This is a genomic window from Streptomyces albus subsp. chlorinus, assembly GCF_013302895.1.
Lineage (GTDB): Bacteria > Actinomycetota > Actinomycetes > Streptomycetales > Streptomycetaceae > Streptomyces > Streptomyces chlorinus.
The window spans coordinates 7,094,916-7,116,041 of record NZ_VJOK01000001.1 but is presented as its reverse complement, the minus strand read 5'-3'; the positions used below and the strand labels follow the sequence as shown (position 1 = coordinate 7,116,041).

Here is a 21,126-nt window from a genome sequence, read left to right as displayed (position 1 = left end):
GGCCTCCCAGGATGTCAATGGAGGACTGCGTCACACCCGTGCACAGGGGGCTGAGGCAAGCGGGTTCCGCTTGATAACGTTTGCCGATCCTCGACCGGCAAGGGGATAGGATCCACCCGATCCCGACGAAGAACTGGTGGCCGCCGTGACTCCTGCCTCAGACGTCACCCTGCGCGATGTGGCACGCGCCTCGGGCTACTCCGTCTCCACCGTCTCCCGTGTGCTGGCCGGCTCCCGGCCCGTCGGCCCCGCCGTCGCCCGCCGGGTGCGGGAGGCCGCCGAACACCTCGGCTACCGGCCCAACCAGGTCGCGCGCGCCCTGCGCAGCAGGAGCACCGCCACCGTCGGCCTCGTCCTCCCCCAGATCACCAACCCGTTCTACCCGGCGCTCGTCCGGGAACTGACGCACGTCCTCGACGAGCGCGGCCGCGCCGTGCTGCTCGCCGACTGCGACGACGACCCCGGCAAGGAAGCCGCCCGGATCGAGGCCCTGCTGGCCCGGCAGGTCGACGCGCTGCTCGTGGTTCCCGTGGACGAGCACCGGAGCCGGCCGGCCGTCGCCGCTGCCGCCGCGCGCGTCCCCTTGGTCCTGCTCGACCGAAGCTGCGGCCCGGGGGTCGCCGACCTCGTCGCCGTGGACAACGCCGCCGGAATGACACTGGTGCTCGACCATCTCGCCGCGCAGGGCCGCCGCCGGCCCTGCTACATCGGCGCCGACGGCACCGCCTCGGCCGCGGTGGAACGCCGCGCCGCCTACGAGGCGGGCGTCGCCTCCCTCCCGTCGGCGGCCTCCGGCGGGCCGCCGCTGCTCGCCCTCGGCGACTTCTCCGCCGCCTGGGGCCGGGAGGCTGTCGACCGGCTGTGGGACGAGCGGGAACGGACCTCGGACCCGGCTCCCGATGCCGTGGTGTGCGGCAACGATCTCATCGCGCTCGGGGCGATCCAGCGGCTGCGGCAGCTCGGCGTCGATGTGCCCGGCCAGGTCGCCGTGACAGGTTTCGACGACATCCCGCCCGCGGACCTCGCCGACCCCGCCGTCACCACCGTGCGGCAGCCGGTGCGGGACATCGCCGTCGAAGCGGTACGGCTGCTGGAGCGGCGGCTCGCGGACGGGCACCGTGCCGGACGCCGGTCCGCTGACGGGCGTCCCGACGACGGCCGGACCATCGGCGCCCGGGCCGCCGACGGACGTCCTGCCGACGGCCGCCCCACCGATGACCGTCCCGCCGACGGCGCCGACGCCGGCGGGCCTCCCGGCGCCGCTCCGGCCGACGCGCCCGGACCGGGTCCGGACACACCCGTGGCACGGCACGCCGTACGGCTCGCGCCGCATCTCGTCGTCCGGGCGTCGACGGTGTCCGGGCCGGCAACCGGGGCCGGGCCCCTCCCCGGGGCCTCGGGAGGGGCGGCACCGAGCCGTGCCGCCCCAGCGCCACGGTCCGCCGGTTCCCCGCCGGGCGCCCCGTCCCCTCAGCCCAGCCCCCTCTCCTCGAAGGCAGCACAGTGATCGCAGTCGTCGGAAGCCTCAACCTCGACCTCGTCACCTCCGTCCCGCACCATCCGGTGCCGGGCGAGACGGTGCTGGGCGGGGACATCGCCCAGCACCCCGGCGGCAAGGGCGCCAACCAGGCCGTGGCCGCGGCGCGGCTGGGGGGCGAGGTCGCGTTCGTCGGCCGGGTCGGTGACGACGACGCGGCCGAGGTGATGCTGGACGCCGCCCGCGAGCAGGGCGTGGACGTCCGGCACATCCGGCGGACCCCCGGCACCCCGACCGGCCGCGCCCTCATCGCCGTCAGCCCCCAGGGCGAGAACACCATCATCGTCAGCCCCGGCGCCAACTCCCGGCTCACCGCGGCCGACTGCGCGGCGGCGGCCGGCACCCTCGGCCGGGCCCGGGTCACCGTCCTCCAGCAGGAGGTCCCGGACGAGGCCAACCACGAGGCCGCGCGGCTGTCCGGCGGTACCGTGCTGTACAACCCGGCGCCCGCCGTCGCGGGCGCCCAACTCCCCTCCCGCGTCGACCTGCTGGTGCCCAACCGGACCGAACTCGCCGCGCTGGCCGGGCTGTCCTCGGCGCCCGGGACGCTCGACGAGGTCGCGGCGGCGGCGCGGCGGCTGCGGGGCGCCGGCGCCGTTGTCGTCACCCTCGGCGGGGACGGCGTCCTCCTGTGCGAGGGAAGCACTCATCTGCACATTCCGGCCTTCCCCGTGAAGGCTGTGGACACCACGGCCGCGGGTGACTCGTTCTGCGGCGCGCTGGCCGTGGGGCTGGCAGAGGGGCGGTCGCTGGAGGAGGCCGCCCGGTGGGCCGCCGCGGCCGCCGCCGTGAGCACCACCCGGGCCGGGGCGCAGCCGTCGCTGGCCCGGCGCGAGGAGGCCGACGCCCTGCTCGACCGGGGTTCGCTCGACTGAGGTCCACCCGGCCGGGGCTTCCCTTTTGGGGCGACGCACCGCCACGCGGCCGGGCCGCACGGGACTTCAGGCCGTCCGCAGGTGGCGGATCCGCCGGGCGACCGCGCGCCAGACGGTTCGGCGGCGCTCGGAGGTGGCGGGGTCGGACACGGTTCCGGGGTCCGGATCCGGGTCGTGGTCGGGATCGGGATCGCCATCGTGATCGGAGTCGCCGTCGGGAGATGAGTGGCGGTCGCGGTCGTGAGTCGCGTCGTGATCGTGGCCGTGGTGTTCGGTGTTTTCCGGGGACCCGGTGACCTCCGTGGCCTCGGCGTCTTCCGACCGGTCGCTCTTCTCCGCCGCGTCGGTCTCTTCTGTCGCGTCGGTCCCTTCCGTCGCGTCGGTCCCTTCCGTCGCGTCGGTCTCTTTCATCGTTTCGGTGGACGTGCGGGGCTTCGGCGTGGTGGGAGCTGAGGCGCGGGTGGCTTCGGCACGCGCCAGCGCGGCGATGGCCCGGAACGGGTCGATGGACATGACTCTCCTGCGGCAGAGGTGAAAAACCGGAACGGTGGCCAGCCGGAGCGCGGTCATCCTCGGCTCCGGGCGGGCGGGCCCGGTCAGCAGCGCAGGATCTGCCGTTGGTCCGTCCGTGGTGGACAGTCGGCGGTGGTGCCGGGGGCCGGGGGCGCGGGAGCGGTCACGGCCGGTGCCGGACCGCCGGTGGCCGGGAAGGCGACCGCGGGCAGCAGGGTGTGGCACAGCGTCCGGTGGGTGGCCGTGGCCACGGGACACACCTGGACGGTGAAGGGATGGTGCCCCGGGTGCCGGTCGCGTTCCGGGACGGCCACGGCCGGCCGCGCGCACGGGACCGCCGCGGCGGGGGCCCGGTCAGGGCGGCATTCCGGCTCCGCGGCCGTCAGTTGTGAGCTTTCGAAGGTGAAGAGGGTGAGCAGCAGCGTGAGTACGGTCGCCAGGATCAGCGCTGCCGCGGACACGCGGGACGACAACCGCCGACGGGCCACGGGTGGCATCCGAAGGAGCATCCGCCTTCCGCCTCCCGCCGTCCCGGTCACCGCTTCTATGGGCATGATCGAGGCGGTCCGGACGGAGCGTGGTGACAGTCACTCGCACGGGGTCGCTTTTCACCCGTGCCGCGTACATGGGGCGTTCATCCGATGAGCACGAAAACGCGGGGCGGCGGGTCGGCCCGGGGGTGAGCCGGGCCGGTGGCCCGGCTCACCGGTCACTCCCGTCCGGGACCGGCGGATGGGCGGGGTCCGGCGCCGTGGGCGAGCATCAGCGCCGAGTCCGCGTGAAGCGTGACGTGTACCGGGGTGAAGGTGGTGGCTTCGAGGGGTGACTCGCCCGTGCCGGGGTTGCGGGCGTAGCGCGGATGGGCGCCTCCGCTGATCTGCCAGCGTATGCGGTGGCCGGCGGCGAAGCGGTGGGCCGTGGAACTCATCGGCACGGTGAGCTGGGTGGGCGAATGCGCTCTCGTGCGCACCCGGCCCAGGCCGTCGCAGATGTTGACGGACCTGCCCTGTGCGTCGACGTCGCACAGGCGGACGAAGACGTCGGCGTGGCCGGTGTCCGTGGAGACGGTCAGCCGCGCGGAGACCGGGCCGAGGACGTCCACGGGCTCGGTCAGCTCAGGGCCGGTGAACGTCAGGACGTCGCCCCGGGATTCCAGCGCGCTGTTGTCGCGGGGGCCGGCGGTGCGGGAGAGCAGCGGGCCGCCGACGGACGGGGTGGGGTCGGCCGGGTCGTAGCGGAAGGCGGCCAGCGGCGCGGAATCCGTGGGGGCCTGCCGGGTGAGGTGCCCGTCCGGTGCGGGGAACCAGGCGGTGACGGGCGAGGCCGGGGGCCAGTCGTCCAGGTCCCGCCAGGCGTTCTGGCCGCCGACGTGCACGCGCACCCTCGTGGGGCGCAGCCCTGAGGGGTCGGCGCACAGGTGGGCACGCAGCCAGGCGAGGCTTTCGGTGAACACCTCGGGCCAGCCCCGCTGGAGCGCGGAGGTGTGGGTCCAGGGGCCGACGAGCAGGGCGGTCTCGCATCCGGCCCGGCGCAGCCTGCCGTACTGTTCGAGGGTCTGGTCGGAAAGCGCGTCGTGCCATCCGGTGAGGAGAGCGGTCGGAACGGCGAGCCGCTCGGCCGCCTCCGCCGTGGACGCGCCGTTCCAGTACGCGTCGCCGGGGTCCGGGTGCCTCATCACGTCGTCCAGCCAGGGCACCTCGCCGCCGAGGGCGACGGCGTGGGCGCCGCGCAGCGGTTGTGCCGTGGTGACGGCGCCAAGACGGCGCCGCAGGCGCAAGGTGGCGTTCAGGAACGGTCCCATGCCCTGGTGCTGGTACGTCATGCCGGCGCCGACGGCGAGGGCGTTCTCCAGACGGAGCGCGCCCTGTGCGTGGAAGAGGGCGTGGGGGTCGTGCAGCCCCACCTGCACCACCATCGCCTTCAGCTCCGGCGGCGGGTCCAGGGCGAGGGCCCACTGCGCGTACCCCAGGTAGCTGGGGCCGACGGTTCCCAGTTCTCCGCCGAACCAGGGCTGTTCCCGCAGCCAGGACACCGTGGCCCTGCCGTCGGCCGCCTCGTTGCGCCACAGGTGGAAGTCGCCGCCCGAGCCGCCGGTGCCGCGGCAGCTCTGCAGGAGCACATGGAAGCCCTGTTCGGCGAGGAGCAGTCCGTACATCGGGGACCACGGCAGGCCCCTGCCGTAGGGCGAGCGCACCAGGAGGGTGGGGAAGTCGCCCTCCGCACGCGGGAAGTAGTGGTCCGTGACCAAGGGGCTGCCGTCGGCGGCGGGTACGGGGAGTCCCGGCTCCCATCCGACGTCGTACCGCCTGTCCGGGAGGCGGCGCCAGGTCGCCCTCATCATCCGTGCGGACAGGGGCGGTTTCCCCGGAGGCGGTGCCCAGGCCGGCTTCGGCACAGGGTCCTGTGTGCGTGGTGCCATCGTTCCCTCGCTATTCTCGTACGTCGTACGAGAATAGCGGATGCTTGGATGGCATCCACCAGGCCGCCGCGACGACCGGGGAAACCGGGGAAGGAGCGCCAAGACCGTGACCCGTGAGGGAGGGAACGGCGCCACGGGCGTCGACCCCCAGCAGCTCTGGCTGGACCCCGGCCGGCCCCGCAGGGGCCGCAGACCCGCCTTCAGCCGTGAGGCGATCACGACGGCAGCCGTCGCGCTGGCGGACGCGGAGGGGCTCGACGCCGTCACCATGCGGCGGGTCGCCGCCCAGGTCGGAGCCGGCGTCATGTCGCTCTACAGCTACGCCCCCGACAAGGAGACCCTGCTGGAGCTGATGGTCGACCATGTCAGCGGTGAGCTGCCGGCCACGGACGACCTCACCGGCGACTGGCGCGCCGACCTCAAGGGCATCGCCCACCTCCAGCGCGCCCTCATGCTGCGCCATCCATGGCTCCCGGCCGCCCTGTCCACCCGCCGCGCGCTGGGCCCCAACACCCTGGCATTCCTGGAGCACGCGCTCGCCGCCCTGCGCCCGACCGGGCTGGACGGCGCGGCCAAGCTGGAGGTCTTCGCCCAGCTCACCGCCTTCGTGGCCGGGTACGTCGCCCACGAGATCACGCAGCGGGAAGCCGTCCGGTCCCCCGACCGGGCCGCGGCCGAGGCCCGCTACCTCGCCGCTGTGGCCGCGGACGGCCACCATCCGGAACTCGCCGAGGCCCTCTCGGCCCCCGGGCGCTCCCTCACGCCCGAAGCCACCTTCACCCGCTTCCTCAACCGCCTGGTCGACGGCCTCGACACCGCCTGACTCCCCCCTCCCCCACCCCCCGCTCCCCCACCGCATGGTGGGTTCCGTCCCCTCCGGTGCCGTCGAGTAGCCTCACCGCATGAAGGAGCAGGACCGGGATCAGGACGCGCGGTTCAGGGATGACGCGAAGGCGCTGAGGGAGATCGGCGCACACCTCGACGCCCAGCTGGACCGGGTCACCGTACGACTTCCCAGGGCGGTGGCCGAGGCGGCGATGGCCGCATGGGAACGGGACGAGCGGGCCGGCCCCGGGCGGGAGAGCCCCGCGCGGTACGCGCTGCGGGACCAGGCCGCGGAACTGGCGCTGATCGGCCTCGCGCTCTCGGAGCGCGGTCGCCGGGAGGGCGAGGAGTACGTCGTCGCTCTGGACGTCGCCTCGGCGGGGGCCGCACTACGGGCTTTCCAGCAGTCGGCCTGACCGGCCCGGCGCGACGCCCCTGAGACGCGGCGCCGAAGCGGCGCGGGCTCCCGGCTCCACCGGGCGGGGCCAGGGCCGCCAGTACGGCGAGCAGTCGGTCACCGCGGAACTCCTTCCCTCCGGAACAGCACATCGCCGGCCAGCCCCCCGGGGGGACGAGCTGAGGCACCTGTGTCAACGGCACACCGACTCACGGCACGCCATCCCCCTCTCACGCCGCCCCCCTCACGTCACGCCACGTCGCGTCCTCCCGGATCACGCCCTTCCGGACCGCGACGGCGCGACGGCTCCTCGGCGGCCGCCTCGCCGCCCTGTGCGGTGCTCCGCCCACCGGGGACGAGCCGTAGGTGCCTCTTGGCGCGAGCATGCCGTGGCGGACGACCGGCGTGGAAGAGGCGCTCCTCGACGCGGTCCATGGCGAACAGCAGCCCCCACAGGGCCGGCAGCAGCACAAGCGCGACGGTGACCAACACGATGCACCTCTCGGAGGACGACCGTCCCCCCGGGTGCCCGGCTCCGACCCGCTCAAAAGGACCAAGCTCGAAGGGGACGGACAGACCACCCGCACGCCCTCCGCCGCAGCGGGGAAGAGGCGAGGGACCGTGCGACCGCCGTGTCCGGATGTGACAGGGAATCGTCATTGTGGCCACGAGGGAGAACGGTGAGGATGGGCACATGCCCAGTCCACACCGTGTCGTCATCGCGGCCTTCCCCGATGTCGACCTCCTCGACGTCACCGGCCCTGCCGAGGTGTTCTCGCTGGCCAACCGGGAGACCTCGGGCCGCGCCGGCTACCAGGTCCGCCTCGCCGGGCCCGTCGCGGGCACGGTCCGCACCTCGGCGGGCGTGCGGCTGCTCACCGATGTGAGCTTCGACGAGGTCGGAGAGCAGGTGGACACCCTGCTGGTGCCGGGCGCGGTCGACATGACCGACGACGGTCCGCTCGCCCGTGTCGACAGCGCTGTCGTGGAGTGGGTGAGAAGGACCGCCCCGCACGCCCGGCGGGTCGCGTCGGTGTGTGTGGGCGCGCATGTGCTGGCGGCCGCCGGGCTGCTGGAGGGAAGGACGGCCACCACTCACTGGTCGACCGCCGCCCAACTCGCCGCCGACCATCCCGGCGTCACGGTCGACCCGGACCCGATCTTCGTCCGTACCGACCGGGGACGGCTGTGGACCGGGGCCGGTATCAGCGCCTGCCTGGATCTGTCGCTGGCCCTGGTGGCGGAGGATCTGGGCGAGGAGACCGCGCTGGCGGTGGCCCGCCACCTGGTGATGTATCTCAAACGGCAGGGTGGCCAGAGCCAGTTCTCGGTGCCCCTCAGCCGTCCGGCCGCCGGCCGGCGCGACATCGACGAGCTGCGGCTGTGGATCGCCGACCACCTCCAGGAGGACCTGTCCGCGCGGGCCCTGGCCGCCCGGATGTGCCTCAGCGAGCGGCATTTCGCCCGGGTCTTCACCCAGGAGACCGGCGTCAGTCCCGCCGCCTACGTCGAAGCGGCCCGCGTCGAGGTGGCCCGGCGCGTGCTGGAGACCACCGACTGCCCGCTCGACCAGGTCGCGGCCGCCGCCGGGCTCGGCTCGGCGGAGACCCTGCACCGGGCGTTCCGGCGGCAGCTCGCCACCACACCGGCGGCCTACCGCCGGCGCTTCCGTACCCAGGCGGCCTGACCCCGCCGCCTCCGTCCCCGTTCCCCTCCCCCTCTCTCCGCACCTTCCCCCTCCCCACCTCCCGCACTTCTCCCCCGCATGCAGCGAGGCGAAGGGCCTCGCCATGCCTTCTTCCCGATGAAAGGTTCCTCATGAGCACGCACACGCCCGCCACGACGCTGCGCGATGTGATCGGCCTCGATGGCCGGCCGCCCCGGCTGAGCGAGTCCGCCCTGATAATGATCGACTTCCAGAACACCTACCGCACCGGCGTCATGGAGCTGGACGGCGCCGAGAAAGCCCTCGCCGCGGCGGCACGCCTGCTGGAGCGCGCCCGCTCGCTGGGCACCCCCGTCGTCCACGTCGTCAACGACGGGGGCGAGGGCAGCCCCTACGACATCACCGCCCACATCGGCTCCCTCAGCGACGAGGTCGCACCGGCCGACGGAGAGCCGGTCGTCGTCAAGCAGGTCCCCAACGCCTTCCACGCCACCGGCCTGGAGGAGACGCTGCGCGAGCTGGGCTTCGGCGCGGGCGGCGGCAAGGACCTCGTACTGGCCGGGTTCATGACGCACATGTGCGTCGCCTTCACCGCGCAGGGCGCCTTCAACCTCGGCTACCGGCCCACCGTCGTCGCCGAGGCCACCGCGACCCGCGCCCTCGCCGCCCCGGACGGGAGCGTTCTGCCGGCCGGCGCCCTCCAGGACGCCGCCCTGACGACCGTCACCGATCTGTTCGGCCTGGTCGTTCCCACCGCCGAGGCGCTCCCCGCCTGAGCGGCCACGCCGGAGGCGAGCAGACGGCGGGAAACACGGGCCGCGCGGGCGGGTCCGGCGTCCGGCAGCAGGCGGGTCCGGCGTCCCCATGGGCGCCGGACCCGGGGGGGGGCGGCGGCAACCGGCCGCTCCGCCGGGTACGTCCGGCGTATTCGCCAACTCTCTTCTCTCACATGACAGTTCCCCCACCGGACAGGTTCGTGTTCCACTAGCCTTTTCCGGCACGGTGGTTCACCGGCCACCCGTTCCAGGGCGGGACAGCACCTCATTGGGGGGTGGGTGCGTGTGTGAGGACCTGGGGTTCGAGAGATTGCTCGGCGAGGAGGGCTTCTTCGCCTCCCTGCTGGGACGGGCGCCCTCGGGTGCCGGACGGGAGCCGCTGTACGGCCCCGACCTTCCCGTGGTGCTGCTCACCGGGGGCCCGGGGATGGGCAAAGGGCGGCTGCTGCGCGCGGTCCGGGACCGGTTCGCCGCCAAGGTGCCGGTGATCTTCCTGGACTGCGCTTCGCCCGTGTACGCGGACCGCGCCGAGCCCGAACCGGGTGCCCGATCGGTGGCGACCGAGGCCCTGGCCGAGGTCGCCCGCCGGCTGAGCACCTGGCAGGGCACCGGCGGCTCGTTCGCCCTCCCCCGGCTCTTCACGGGCCTCGCGGTGGTCGCGACCGGTGTCGCGGAGGGCACTGCCGAAGCGGTCGCCACGGAGGTGGAACGGTACGAGGAGCTGCCGCAGAAGCAGCGCCTGCGCGGCCTGGGAACAGGTGACTTCTGGAAGGGCGTGGTCCGCGGGACCGTCAGGAACCTGCTGACGACCCTGTCCGGGCAGCAACTGGACCCGTACTCGGCGGCGGTGAGCAACGCGCTGCTGGACGCCCTCTTCGAGCGCCTGGCCCCGCGCGGCAGGGCGGAACTGGAGCGCCTCTACGGCGCGTACCCCGGCGCGGCAGGCCAGCCCAAGCACGGCCTGAGCAACCTCGCCGCCGACTTCCAGGCCGGCGGCGAGGCCCGGGAGCTGGCCGAGGGCTTCCTCTTCCGGGCGCTCCGCGAGGACCTCGAGGCCGCGTACGCCTCGGCATCCGGCTGGCTGCGCCGGGTCGGCCGCCCGGGACTGCTGCTGGACCACGCCGAGACGCCCCTGGGAGAGCGGCTGCTGCGTGCCGTGCTCAGCGACCGCCGTGCCGGGCAGCGCGACCGTGTGGTGATCGTGGGCACCGCGCGGCGGGCGGACGGGGGCGCCTTCCTGCACGGTGGCCTGCCGCCCGAGGAGGTGGTGCGGCCGGTGGAGTTCCGGCCCGCCGACGGCCGGCCGCCCGCGTGGTCCCGGCGTACGGACGGCGGATCGGACCGGGCACCGCTGGCCGACGGGGTGCTGCTGCTGCGGATGCCGTTCCTCACCGGGGACCAGCTGCGCCGGGAGACCGAGCGCAGACAGCAGCGCGCCGAACCGGAGGGCGGTGCGAACCGGCGCCGGATCGACTCCGCCGTGGCCCGGCTCAGCGGCGGACGCCCGCACACGGTGATCCGCCTGGCCGCCGCGGCTGCGGCCTTCCGGATGCCGGCGGACGCCAACGACCGGGACATCCTCGACGCCCCGCTGCAGCACTCCGGTGACGGCGGGGCCGAGCAGCCGGTGGCGGACGTGCTGCTCCAGGAGCTGATCCTCGACCAGTTGCCGGTGGCGCTGCCGGACGAGCACCGTGACCACTGGCTGGATCTGCTCACCCATCTCTCCGTGGCGCACGACCAGGAGTGCGCGGACGTGCTGCTGCGCCACCACCAGGCGGGCCGGGTGCACAAGCTGACCTCGCACCACGTGCTGGAGCTGCTCACCGACACCGGCTGGCCCGGCTGCGAGAGGCACTTCATCGGGGACTTCGGGCTCCGGCAGCTGCTGGTGCACCGGCTGTACGGGCTGAGCCCCGGCGGCGCCGCCTGGTACGCCGACCATCATCTGCTGCGGGACCACTACGCGGCTCGCGCGGCGGCGGGCGAGGGGGCACCGGGTGACGCCGCCTCCGGCAACGGGAGGCCGGACGACGGGGCGTCGGGCGACGGGGCCTCCACCGTCGGAACGCGGGGCAACGGGGCGTTCCGTTCGCTCACGGCACACCGGATGAACCACCACCTGGTGTCGGGCGGTGCCCACGACGTGGTCCGCCATCTGGCCGCCACGCTGCCGGGGCGTCCCCGGGAGTGGTGCGCGGAGCTGCTGGAGATCGCCCAGGCACCGTATCCGGGCGGGGCGGACGCCCGGCGGGAGCGCGCCCAGGGGCTGGTGGCGGTCGACGGTGCGGCGCTGCGCCGCACCGTCGACCAGCTGCTGCACGCGGTGTGGCTGTGCGAGGAGCGGACCAGGCCGACGGGAAAGGAGACGGCCCGCACGCTGGCCAAGCTGCTGGATCTCCTCTCGATCATGGAGTTCGACGGCGCGGGACAGCTCAGCAGGACGGCGACCAGCTGGAGCGGCCTGGCGGAGAACGATCAGCCGCTGCTGCGCTGCGCCTGCACCGAACAGCTCGGGCGAAGGAGGTAGTGGGGAATGCCCAGGTGGCAGAAGATCCTCTACGCGCTGCTGGCCGTGGGGACGGTCACGGCGTGCGTCTGGTTCGGTCTGTCCGTCCTCAAGACGCCGGACACCTGCACCGACGGGATCGAGCGGATCGGTGACGAGTGCGTCGGCGTCAACGGCGAGGGCTACGACTTCGGTACGCCGGAGATCGCTGCCGTGGCCCGGGCCATCGCACGCGAGAACAAGCGCATCGACGGCCGGCCGCACGTGACGGTGGCGGTGATGCTGCCGCTCCAGTCGGACAGGACGGCGCTGCGCCGGCAGATGCGCAGCGACGTGCAGGGCGCGTACCTGGGGCAGCGGCAGGCCAACGAGGGCGAGGGGGAGCCGCCGAAGATCCGGCTGGTGCTGGCCAACCCCGGGCGGGACTACCGGCACCAGGGAAAGGTCGTGGACACTCTGCTGCGAATGGCCGACTCGTCCCGGGACCGGTTGCGGGCCGTCACGGGCTTCAACCTCAGCCTCGACGAGACCGAGAAGGCTGTCGCGCGGCTGACGCGGCACAAGGTGCCGGTGCTGGCCTCCCGGATCAGCGGGGACAGGCTCGCGAACAAGGACCGTCCGGACGGCACGGCGGAGCCGCGCTTCCCCGGCTTGGCCCGGATCATCCCCACCAACCACGACGCGGCCCGGGCACTGGCCGACTTCAACGGGGAACGGGGCCGGGAGAACCGCAGGACGGTGCTGGTCTACGACAAGCGCGCCGACGGCTACAGCCAGTCGCTGGCCAGGGCGTTCAGCGGGATCGAGGAGAAGGGCCCGCCCGGTCCCGCCGCGATGCCCTTCGAGTCGCCGGCCATCCATGAAGCAGGCTCGACCGGCAACCAGTTCACCCAGACGGCCAACAACATCTGCGACTCCGGCGCCGACACCGTCTATTTCGCGGGCCGTACGCTGCACCTGCGGATCTTCGCGCTCAAACTGGCCCAGGTGGACTGCGCGAACCGGCACTACACCCTCATCAGCGGCTCCGACGCCGCGTCGCTGCGGCAGGACATGTCCGCGAAGGACTGGGCGCACCTGCGCGGCGAGGACGGCCGGGCCAAGGTCACGGTGCAGTACGCCGCCCCCGCGCACCCGGACGCCTGGCGCACCGAGCTGGCCGACTGGCGCCGTGAGTGGAAGGCGGACCACGACCGCTCACCTGCCGAGGAGGACCTGCCCCAGTACCTCACCGAGCCCAAGGCCGCCCTGGACACCCTGCGGAAGCGGATCGAGACCACGCGCGGCGAGGGCATACGGCTCGGATCCGGCCCGAACCTGGAGGACTCCCGGACGATGCTCGTCTACGACGGGCTGGTCACCATCGGCAAGGCGCTGCACCAGGCGCAGAAGGGCGGCGCCGAGGCGGTGCCCAGCCGCGAGGACGTCGGGCGGCAGTGGTCGCTGCTCCAGTCCCGGCACCGGGTGCGGGGCACGAGCGGTCTGATCTGTCTGACCAGCGGCGGGAACGCCTACGACAAGCCCGCGGCGGTGGTGGAACTGGATCCGGGCCAAAGGGGGCGCGGCAAGCTGAAGTTCGTCGGCCTGGGCTGGCCCACGGGCCGGGAGCAGCCGAAGAACTGCGTGATTCCCGGCCGCTCTTTCCAGGAGTGACGAACCGGAGCCGTCAGCGGTGTGGGAGAACCGGTTGGGGGTGCGGGTCCGTCACCGGCGGGCCCCGGTATGGCGGGCGGCGAAGGTGAGGATCAGCGCCGCCACGTCGTCCGGCCGTTCCAGGAGCATGGCGTGTGTGGCGTCGACTTCCTCGACCGTGACGTGAGGGTGCGTCGTGGCCAACCGGGCGAGGTCCCGCGCCAGTCCCGTGGCGTAGGCGGCCATGAGCGCGTCGAACCAGGGCAGGCCGGGCGTCGGCGGGTTGGGGCGGGCCGCCCGGCAGATCAGCAGCGGACACGTGAGGCGCCGGTAGACCCCGAAGAGATCGAGCTGGTCCATGGCGGCCAGCATCTGCAGCGCCGGTGCGCGCTCGGGCCGCAGGTACCGCCTGCCGTCCTCGCACTCGGCGAGAGCCCTGCGCAGTCCCGCCTCGAACAGCGTGCCGGGTATGCCGAGGTCCTCGGCCATGGAGGTCTGCCGTGCGAGCAGGACGTCCATGGCCTCTGCCGGCAGTTCCTGGCCCGCCGCCCGCGCGGCGAACCGCCGGACCTCGGCCAGCCTGCTCTCGACGTGGTCGCGGTCCAGGCCGGCGTACTGCTCGGGCCGGCCGTATCCGTGACCGTCGAGGTTGACCGCCGCGGGTGCGGCCGGATGGTGCAGGGCGTACAGGGCGGCGACCATCCCGCCGAGCGAATGGCCGACGGGCAGCGCGTGCGGGAGGGCGAACGCGTCCAGCACCGCCTCGACGTCGTCGAGAACGGCGGGGAACGTCCACGGCCCGGATTCGGAACGGCCATGGGCGCGCAGGTCCATGGCCACCACGCGGTGCCGCGCGGTCAGCATCGGGGCGACGGCCGCCCAGTCCGCCAGGGTGCGCCCCGCACCGTGCAGGAGGAGCAGCGGCGGACCGTCCCCGCCGTGGTCGCGCACGGCCAGGCCGATGCCGTCACGGGTGACAAGACGGTCCTCGGGGGCTGAAGAAGGCATGGGGAAGCGCTCCTGGTGGCTCGTTCCTGGGGTCGCACCTCACCGTAAGCCCCTTGAGCAGACACAAGATCATCTGTGAGGACGAAGAAACAGCGGGCCTTCCCGGGGCATAATGGATGCACACCACGCCCGCACCCGCACCGTCCCGGGCCGTACCGGAGCCGCCGGGCAGAAGACGGGCCACCGCCCATCGGGCCCGTCGATTAGCCCATCCCGGAGAAGAAGCGCGCGCCACGGCAGCGGACCGGATCTTTCCTGCCGGAGGGCTCCTACAGTCGCGGCGTGCCCCACCCGTCCTCGCGGCCCGACCCGTCGGAGCCGGTGGTCTACCGCCTCACCTGCCGCTTCCGGCCCGGCGGGCCCCTCAACAGCGGCTGGTGGACCGACCGCGAGACGGCCGAGCGCCGCTACCGCGAGTGGATCGGCCTCTACGGCAGCACCCCCGGCACGGTCATCACCCTGACCCGTGAGACCGGCGCCGGAAGCGAAGTGCTGCGTGCGTGGCCCCCGGAGGGGCCCTGATCCGCCGGCCAGGGCCTCGGACGACCCCGGTGCGGCCCCGATCGACGAGGTCTCACCAGCCGGACGACACGGGCCTGCGAAAGGCGAGGAGAAGAGGCGGCCGGGACCATGGGGGCGGGACGTCAAAGAGGCGCCGGACGGTGAGCTTGTCACCGAGGCTCCGCCGGGAGAGCTTGGCACCGAAGCTCCGTCCGGAAAGCCGGCGCGGCCTCCCGCCGGGAAAGGAGGAAGTGCGACCGGCGTCCGAAAGCCGATGCCCTGGCACGGGACACCGACCGGAGACGGGGACGCGCCCGCCGGCTGGCCCCTCGCCGCCCCCGTGGTCAACGGGCCGCCCGCCGAAGGGCGAAGATCACCAACGGGGCAGAATGCCCCGTGTGCCGATAACGAACACCCCGAAGAGGGCCACTGCCGACGACGCCGGACCCGTCGGCCGCATCCTGGCCCGCGCCTTCGACGACGACCCCATGATGCGCTGGTTCTTCCCTGACGACTCCACGCGCGAGGCGGGGCTGGGACGCTACTTCGCCACACTCCTCGCCCGGCAGTACGGCCGCCACGGCGTGTGCGAGCGCACCGACGCGGCAGCCGCCTTCTGGGTGCCGCCGGAGGGCCGGGACAAGGCCGTTCCCGACGCGGAGACGGTCCGGGGACTCCAGGACATCCTCGGTGACCGGGCCGGCCTGTTCCGCGAGGCCGTCGAGGCGGCGGCCGAGCACACGCCGAAGGAGCCGCACTGGTACCTGGCGGTGCTGGGCGCCGACCCGGCCGCCCAGGGCCAGGGGCACGGGGCGGCGCTGCTGCGCTCGGGGCTGGCCAAGGCCGACGCGGCGGGGATGCCCGTCTGCCTGGAGTCCTCCAAGTCCTCCAACCTCCCCGTCTACGAGCACTTCGGTTTCACCGTGCGCGAGGAGCTGCGGCTGCCGGGAGGCGGGCCGGTGCTGTGGGCCATGCGGCGGGAGCCCCGGGCCTGACGCGCCCGGCCGGTGCCGGCCGGTCCCGCGTGGACCGCTGTCCGGCACCGGTCGGTCGAGGACCACGGCCGCTTCGACCGCGACGAGAGGCTGGGCTCGGAGACGTCGAGGGCCGCGGCGCCCGGCGGTGTGGCGAGCGGCGGTGCTCACCGGGCCGCCCGGATCAGGGAGTTGCCCCGGGTTCCCGCTCCATCCGGCCGGGCCTCCGGCGGGCCGCGACGATACCGAGAGCTTCGCGGCCTCGGCCCGGTAACGGCCGTGGGTGGAGGAGCGCTGCTCCTCGAAATGGGCGACCACCCGCTGGACGGCCGCCTCGTCCTCGATACGGGCGAGGGCACGCACCGCCAGGCCGCGCCAGAAGTACTGGGTGCGCCGGTCGTCCAGGAACCTCAGCAGCGGCTCCGTGCACCCCGGCTCCGGCCGTCCGTCGAGCGCACGGACCGCGGCGAGGCGGATCTCTTCGCCGAAGGGGCCGCCGGTCAGCCGGCCGAGGGCGGCGGGCAGCTCCCGCTGTCTCGCGGCCGGCCGCCGGGGAGCGTGCCCGACCGGTACGGAGAGCACCGGGACGGCGGGAGTGCCGATCCGGCCCAGTGACCGGATCGCCCAGACCGCGATGCCGGTGTCGTCCCGCTGCCCTCAAGCCGGCTATGTCCAAGGGGAGTTGAGGAGGGGTCCGCGCGGCACGGGCCGGCCGGGCAGCGGGCTGCCGGGGTCGGGCGGGCAGTGGTCAGGGGGCTTCCTCGTCCTGGTGCACGGGCGCCGCTCCTCACCCGGCAGGCGCGCCTCCTCAAAGCGGTCCAGCACCCGTTGGTCCCCGGTGACACCCGCGCCACCGCGGCACATCCGCGGCGGCTCGCTCCGGTGATCGCACACCTGGGCGAGGCGCTGGAGGAGGCGACCGGCCAAGGGGGCGGCCGAGCGGGGTGGGGAAACACCTTGCTGCCCGCGGCCCGCTCGCTCTAGGGTCGGGGCACTTCGAAGAGACGTTCTCCAGGAGCACGCCGCAGAGCGGGAACGTCCCACCTCGCCGAGGTGCCGGAGGGGCGGCAGCTTCCTTTGTCGACCCTTCTTCAGGAGGACTCTCCCGTGAACGTGAACGTCGGTATCGGCCTGCCCGTCGACGACCCCGCGGCCCTGCTCTCCTGGGCCCGTCGTGCCGACGCCGGTCCCTTCAGCACGCTCGGCCTGCTCGACCGGCTCGTCTACCACAACCCCGAACCGCTGGTGGCCCTCGCCGTCCTCGCCGGTGCCACCTCCCGTATCCGCCTCCAGACCGAGGTGCTGCTCGCCCCGCTGCGCGGCACCGCGCTGCTCGCCAAGCAGGCCGCCACACTGGACCGGCTGTCGGAGGGCCGGCTGGTCCTCGGTCTGGGTATCGGCGGCCGGGCGGACGACCACCAGGTCACGGGGGTGGACCTCCGCGCCCGGGGACGGCGCCTGGACCAGCAGATGGCGGTGATGCGCCGCCTGTGGTCCGGGGAGCCCTACGGGGACGGCGTCGGCCCCATCGGCCCCGCGCCCTTCCGTCCGGGCGGCCCCGAGGTGCTCTTCGGCGGCTTCAAGCCCGCCGCGCTCGCCCGTGTGGCGCGGTGGGGCGACGGCTTCCTCGCCGCCGCGGCTCCCTCCTGGGCCGGCGGCTTGTTCGACACCGTCCGCGCCGGCTGGGCGGAGCACGGCCGCGAAGGCGAGCCCCGCCTCGTCGCCCAGGTCAACGTCGCCCTCGGCCCCCAGGAGCTGATCGACGAGGCGCGGGCCAGCATGTACGCGTACTACGCCTTCACCGGTATGCCCGAGCGCATGGTCGCCGGCATGCTGACCACGCCGGGCGAGATCCGCGGTGCCCTCGCCGCTTTCGACGGTCTCGGCGCCGACGAGGTCATGCTCTACTGCTACGGCCGCGACCCGCGGCAGGTGGACCGTCTCGCCGATCTCCTGTGAAGGCCGCGGGGCCGTGCCGGGGCCACGCCGCCCCGGCAGGGCACGCGCCCCCTCGCGGGCCGCCGGCCGGGTGCGGCGGTCCCTCGGGTGTCAGGGGCCCGCCGGAAGGACGGGACGCACAACGGTGCCGTCGGTGAACCGCACCTCGATCCCGTGCCCGCCGCCCGCGTCCTTGTCGCCCGGGTGCCCCTCGCCCGTCTCCTCGACGACGACGGCGGTGACCGCCTCACGCAGTGCGCGGGGATCGACGGCGTCCCGGGACAGTGCGATCAAGGAGATGTGGACGCTGGTTCCGCCCGGGTGCCGGGCCAGTGCGAGGGAGGGGATCGCCGCGTGGGGGCCGTACGCGGTGGCGTGTGTCGCCTGGAGGACCGCCGCTCCGTCCTCGTCCCAGCCGTGCAGGGCGACCAGGGCGCTCGTCAGCCCGTCCTCCGTGCGGGCGAGGGCCCAGCCAGGCCCCGTCCGCGTGTGCGGGACGCGCCGGTGTGCGACCGCGTATCCGGTCTCGCGGACGCACGCACCGGCCGGGGCCTGGACGCGGTGGACGCGGACCTCCCAGGGGCCGTGCAGCAGCGAGACCGTCTCGATGCGGAAAGTCCTTCGGTGGCCGGGGAGTTCGGCCTCGTGCCAGGACGCTGCCCGGCCGTCCCCGCAGTCCAGCGGGTGGATGCGGACACGGCGCGAGGAGGCGCCGTCCGGGGTGAGGAGAGCGAGGTGGTTGTCGGCGGCCCTCGGGCGGGCGTGCGGGGCGGTGACGGGCGCGGTGGCCGTCGAGTAGGCGAAGGCGCAGTAGTGCGGATCGTCCCGGCCCCCGCCCTCCGGCGGCTGGTGGTCGCTGCCGTGGTTGACGAGCCGGACGATGCCGTCGTGCGTGGTGCCGTGCAGCAGCCAGCCCGGCGCGGGCAGCGCCACGCGCTGGTCGTCCTCCTCGACGGGCAGCGGGCGTTCGGTCTCCGTCCACACCGGGTGGCCGGCGGGCAGCAGCAGGCCGAGGAAGCCCTTGCTCGCCCAGTACGGTGACGCCGGGCCGGAGTAGCCCTGAGTGCTGGGCAGGAACGTGTCGTACCAGCCCAGCGGCAGCAGTCCCCGCTCGTCGGGCACTCCGCGCTCCAGGAAGTGCCGCAGCGTCCCCGACCCGAGGCGGCGGGTGAGGCCGGGCGGCAGCGGGCTGCAGTCCGTCAGGGCGCCCGCCCACAGGGGTGCCAGGGCGGCGAAGCGGTAGGTGAGGGAGCGTCCCTGGTGGACGGGGGCGCCGTCGGCGCCGAAGAAGTGCGGGTAGCAGGTCAGATAGGCGGCGAGACGCTGCCGGTAGACCTCGGTGCGCCCGCCTCCGTCACCCGCGGCGCCCCCGGTGGCGGCGGCCATCCTGGACCACAGCAGCGGGTAGAGGTGCAGGGCCCAGCCGGCGTAGTAGTCGAAGTGGCGGCCGTCGCCGTCCGTGTACCAGCCGTCGCCGACGTACCAGTCCTCGATCCGGTCCAGACCGCGCTCGATGTCCTCCCTGCGGTACGGGGCGCCCACCGAGGCGAGGAACTGCTCGGACACCACCTGGAAGAGGCGCCAGTTGTTGTCCCAGGTGCGCGCGCCGACGAAGCCCGAGAACCAGTCGACGACGCGCTGGCGCACCCGGCTGTCCATCTGGTCCCACAGCCAGGGGCGGGTCTCGTGCAGGGCGACGGCGATGGAGGCGGCCTCGACCATCTGCTGGGAGCGGTCGGTGATCGCCGGCCACGACTCGCCGCTCGCCCGGTCGGTGCCGGCGGCAAGCCCGGCGGCATACCGCTCGATCAGTTCCGGCACCCCCTCGCCGCCGGCACCCGCGATGCGGCACGCGGCGAGCAGGAAGGACCGGGCGAAGCCCTCCAGGCCGTCGACGACGAGCCCCGACCAGCTGCCCCGGCCCGGCAGCCGGTACTGGGCGAGCCCCGGGGTGGCGTACGGCAGGAGCGCGTCCAGCATCCGGTCGGCCACCGTCTCCCAGTGGGTGCGGGTCCATCCCGTGCGGGGCGAGCGGACGCGGTCGGCCGGTGGCAGCGTGATGTGGGGCGGCACAGGCATGGGGGAAGTCCCTCCGGGTCGGCGTGGGGCACGCCGGAAGCGGGTGTGAGGGGTGGTGGTGCCACGAGAGCTGTCGGCGGCGGCGGGCGGCGCCCGGTGATGGCGGGCGGCGCCCCGTGGTGACGGCCACGGTGTCGTCCCGGCCGACCACCCGGCCGGCCCGGGGGACTTGCCGGAGCGGTGGCGATCCTCCCGGCGCGAGGGCTGCTCCGGTTCGCGGGCCGCCCGGTGCCGGAACCCGTTCCGGCGCGACGCGCCCGCCCGGCCGGCCGCCGGGGCCGGTGACGCCCTCCCGCTGGACCGCCGCACCTTCACCGTGGAGCAGACGGACACCGCGTACGGCGGCGGCGCGGTCATCGCCGTCCAGCACGGCGATCCGCGCGCCCAGCCGTCGCCTGCCCGACCGTGCCGCCTGAGCGACGGCTGGCGGAAAAGCGAACAACTTCCCTCGGCACGCACCATGGTCTCTATGCTGACGGCATGTTCGACATACCTCTCTCCGCGCTGGAAGTCGCGATGGTCCAGACGGGCACGCGCGCGGTGGACACGCTGCGGGACACCGCGGCCTTCGCGCGGGAGCTGGAGAGGCTGGGCTACCGCAGGATCTGGTACGCCGAGCACCACCACTCGCCCGCCATCGGTGCGTTTCCGCCGGTCGTGCTGACGGCACACGCCGCCGCCTCCACCTCGGTCATCCGCCTCGGTTCGGGCGGCGTGCTCGCGCCCAACCACGCGCCCCTGATGCTGGCGGAGCAGTTCGGCACGCTGGCCGCGCTGCACCCCGACCGCGTGGACCTGGGGGTCGGGCGCGGTCCCGGCACCTTCGACGAGGGCATCGCACGGGCGCTGCGTCACGGGGCCGGCCCGATCACGGACGCGGAGTACCGGGACGATGTCGCCGCCACCCTGTCCTTCCTGGTCGACGAAGTGGCCCTGGGCCCGCTGCCGGAGCCGTGGCTGCTGGCCTCCAGCGCCGCGGGGGCCGGACTCGCCGCTGAGCTGGGCCTGCCCCTCGCCGTCGCCCACCACATCCGGCCGGACAACACCCAGGCCGTACTGGAGCGCTACCGGGCGGCGTTCGCTCCCTCCCGCTGGTGCGAGCGGCCGCGTGTGCTGGTGTGCGTGGAGACGGTGTGCGCCGAGACGGAGGAGGAGGCCGCCCTTCGCGTCGGACCGATGGACGTGGTCAAGGCCGGGCTCCTCAAGGGGCTGAGCGAGATCCCGTTCCCCACCCCGGCGGAGGCGGCCGGCCACCCCTTCACGGAGCAGGAGCGGCAGGCGCTCGCCGCTTTCCGTGCCCAGCAGGCCACGGGGACACCGGAGGCGGTGGTCCAGCGGCTCGCGCGACTGGCCTCCGAGACCGGGGCGGACGAGCTGATGCTGACCACTCCCGTCTACGACTTCCACGACCGCGTGCGCTCCTACGAGTTGATCACGAAGCACATCGGGGGCCCGGCCGCCCCGTGAGGAGGCCCGC

The 21,126-nt window shown here is 74.1% G+C and carries 19 protein-coding genes; 13 read left to right on the top strand and 6 right to left on the bottom strand.

What is annotated here, in order from left to right; genetic code table 11:
* Nucleotides 1–145 precede the first annotated feature (145 nt).
* Together FM076_RS30850 and rbsK are read left to right on the top strand one after the other, a co-directional pair.
* Nucleotides 146–1,507 carry a LacI family DNA-binding transcriptional regulator gene (locus FM076_RS30850; RefSeq protein ID WP_345945350.1) on the top strand — a complete coding sequence of 454 codons (1,362 nt, stop codon included), beginning with the start codon at nucleotides 146–148 and terminating at the stop codon, nucleotides 1,505–1,507.
* Nucleotides 1,504–2,412: a ribokinase gene (gene rbsK, locus FM076_RS30845; protein WP_173874116.1), complete on the top strand. Its 909-nt coding sequence runs from the start codon at nucleotides 1,504–1,506 to the stop codon at nucleotides 2,410–2,412. Before FM076_RS30850 ends, rbsK begins: the two co-directional genes overlap by 4 nt.
* Before the next feature lie 66 nt (nucleotides 2,413–2,478).
* On the opposite strand, the gene FM076_RS30840 is transcribed toward rbsK, so the two are convergent.
* The 3 genes from FM076_RS30840 to FM076_RS30830 all read right to left on the bottom strand — a co-directional run bounded on the left by FM076_RS30840 (nucleotide 2,479) and on the right by FM076_RS30830 (nucleotide 5,263).
* Nucleotides 2,479–2,925: a hypothetical protein gene (locus FM076_RS30840; protein WP_173874115.1), complete on the bottom strand. Its 447-nt coding sequence runs from the start codon at nucleotides 2,923–2,925 to the stop codon at nucleotides 2,479–2,481.
* 83 nt (nucleotides 2,926–3,008) lie between these two features.
* A complete protein-coding gene (locus FM076_RS30835) occupies nucleotides 3,009–3,386 on the bottom strand; it encodes a hypothetical protein (protein ID WP_173874114.1) in 378 nt (125 codons plus the stop codon).
* A gap of 248 nt (nucleotides 3,387–3,634) precedes the next feature.
* Nucleotides 3,635–5,263 carry a CocE/NonD family hydrolase gene (locus FM076_RS30830; protein WP_173875122.1) on the bottom strand — a complete coding sequence of 543 codons (1,629 nt, stop codon included), beginning with the start codon at nucleotides 5,261–5,263 and terminating at the stop codon, nucleotides 3,635–3,637.
* A gap of 187 nt (nucleotides 5,264–5,450) precedes the next feature.
* On the opposite strand from FM076_RS30830, the gene FM076_RS30825 reads away from it, so the two are divergent.
* Entirely contained in the window at nucleotides 5,451–6,167 is a 717-nt protein-coding gene (locus FM076_RS30825) for a TetR/AcrR family transcriptional regulator (RefSeq protein WP_345945349.1), read from the top strand.
* Nucleotides 6,168–6,246: 79 nt separating this feature from the next.
* Nucleotides 6,247–6,585 carry a hypothetical protein gene (locus tag FM076_RS30820; RefSeq protein WP_173874112.1) on the top strand — a complete coding sequence of 113 codons (339 nt, stop codon included), beginning with the start codon at nucleotides 6,247–6,249 and terminating at the stop codon, nucleotides 6,583–6,585.
* A 230-nt stretch (nucleotides 6,586–6,815) separates the two neighbouring features.
* On the opposite strand, the gene FM076_RS30815 is transcribed toward FM076_RS30820, so the two are convergent.
* Nucleotides 6,816–7,058: a hypothetical protein gene (locus tag FM076_RS30815; protein WP_173874111.1), complete on the bottom strand. Its 243-nt coding sequence runs from the start codon at nucleotides 7,056–7,058 to the stop codon at nucleotides 6,816–6,818.
* A 202-nt stretch (nucleotides 7,059–7,260) separates the two neighbouring features.
* Here FM076_RS30815 and FM076_RS30810 point away from each other — a divergent pair, with 202 nt between their 5' ends.
* The 4 genes from FM076_RS30810 (at nucleotide 7,261) to FM076_RS30795 (ending at nucleotide 13,170) form a co-directional block, all read left to right on the top strand.
* Nucleotides 7,261–8,253 carry a GlxA family transcriptional regulator gene (locus FM076_RS30810; protein WP_173874110.1) on the top strand — a complete coding sequence of 331 codons (993 nt, stop codon included), beginning with the start codon at nucleotides 7,261–7,263 and terminating at the stop codon, nucleotides 8,251–8,253.
* 131 nt (nucleotides 8,254–8,384) lie between these two features.
* Nucleotides 8,385–9,008: an isochorismatase family protein gene (locus tag FM076_RS30805; RefSeq protein ID WP_173874109.1), complete on the top strand. Its 624-nt coding sequence runs from the start codon at nucleotides 8,385–8,387 to the stop codon at nucleotides 9,006–9,008.
* Nucleotides 9,009–9,291: 283 nt separating this feature from the next.
* On the top strand, nucleotides 9,292–11,538 hold the full coding sequence (locus FM076_RS30800) for a hypothetical protein (protein ID WP_173874108.1): 2,247 nt from the start codon (nucleotides 9,292–9,294) through the stop codon (nucleotides 11,536–11,538).
* 6 nt (nucleotides 11,539–11,544) lie between these two features.
* On the top strand, nucleotides 11,545–13,170 hold the full coding sequence (locus FM076_RS30795; protein ID WP_173874107.1) for an ABC transporter substrate-binding protein: 1,626 nt from the start codon (nucleotides 11,545–11,547) through the stop codon (nucleotides 13,168–13,170).
* Nucleotides 13,171–13,221: 51 nt separating this feature from the next.
* Here FM076_RS30795 and FM076_RS30790 read toward each other — a convergent pair whose 3' ends face one another.
* Nucleotides 13,222–14,157, bottom strand: coding sequence for an alpha/beta fold hydrolase (locus FM076_RS30790; RefSeq protein ID WP_173874106.1), 936 nt, complete (start codon nucleotides 14,155–14,157; stop codon nucleotides 13,222–13,224).
* A 282-nt stretch (nucleotides 14,158–14,439) separates the two neighbouring features.
* Here FM076_RS30790 and FM076_RS30785 point away from each other — a divergent pair, with 282 nt between their 5' ends.
* From FM076_RS30785 to FM076_RS30770, 4 genes are all read left to right on the top strand, one after another.
* Nucleotides 14,440–14,679, top strand: a complete 240-nt coding sequence (locus FM076_RS30785) for a hypothetical protein (RefSeq protein ID WP_173874105.1) — start codon at nucleotides 14,440–14,442, stop codon at nucleotides 14,677–14,679.
* A 368-nt stretch (nucleotides 14,680–15,047) separates the two neighbouring features.
* A complete protein-coding gene (locus tag FM076_RS30780) occupies nucleotides 15,048–15,653 on the top strand; it encodes a GNAT family N-acetyltransferase (protein ID WP_173874104.1) in 606 nt (201 codons plus the stop codon).
* Between the two features lie 285 nt (nucleotides 15,654–15,938).
* Nucleotides 15,939–16,247: a hypothetical protein gene (locus FM076_RS30775; protein ID WP_173874103.1), complete on the top strand. Its 309-nt coding sequence runs from the start codon at nucleotides 15,939–15,941 to the stop codon at nucleotides 16,245–16,247.
* A 498-nt stretch (nucleotides 16,248–16,745) separates the two neighbouring features.
* Nucleotides 16,746–17,591: an LLM class flavin-dependent oxidoreductase gene (locus FM076_RS30770; RefSeq protein ID WP_173875121.1), complete on the top strand. Its 846-nt coding sequence runs from the start codon at nucleotides 16,746–16,748 to the stop codon at nucleotides 17,589–17,591.
* Between the two features lie 90 nt (nucleotides 17,592–17,681).
* Here FM076_RS30770 and FM076_RS30765 read toward each other — a convergent pair whose 3' ends face one another.
* Nucleotides 17,682–19,649 carry a DUF2264 domain-containing protein gene (locus tag FM076_RS30765; RefSeq protein ID WP_173874102.1) on the bottom strand — a complete coding sequence of 656 codons (1,968 nt, stop codon included), beginning with the start codon at nucleotides 19,647–19,649 and terminating at the stop codon, nucleotides 17,682–17,684.
* Nucleotides 19,650–20,129: 480 nt separating this feature from the next.
* Here FM076_RS30765 and FM076_RS30760 point away from each other — a divergent pair, with 480 nt between their 5' ends.
* Nucleotides 20,130–21,116 carry an MsnO8 family LLM class oxidoreductase gene (locus tag FM076_RS30760; RefSeq protein WP_173874101.1) on the top strand — a complete coding sequence of 329 codons (987 nt, stop codon included), beginning with the start codon at nucleotides 20,130–20,132 and terminating at the stop codon, nucleotides 21,114–21,116.
* Nucleotides 21,117–21,126: the final 10 nt, after the last annotated feature.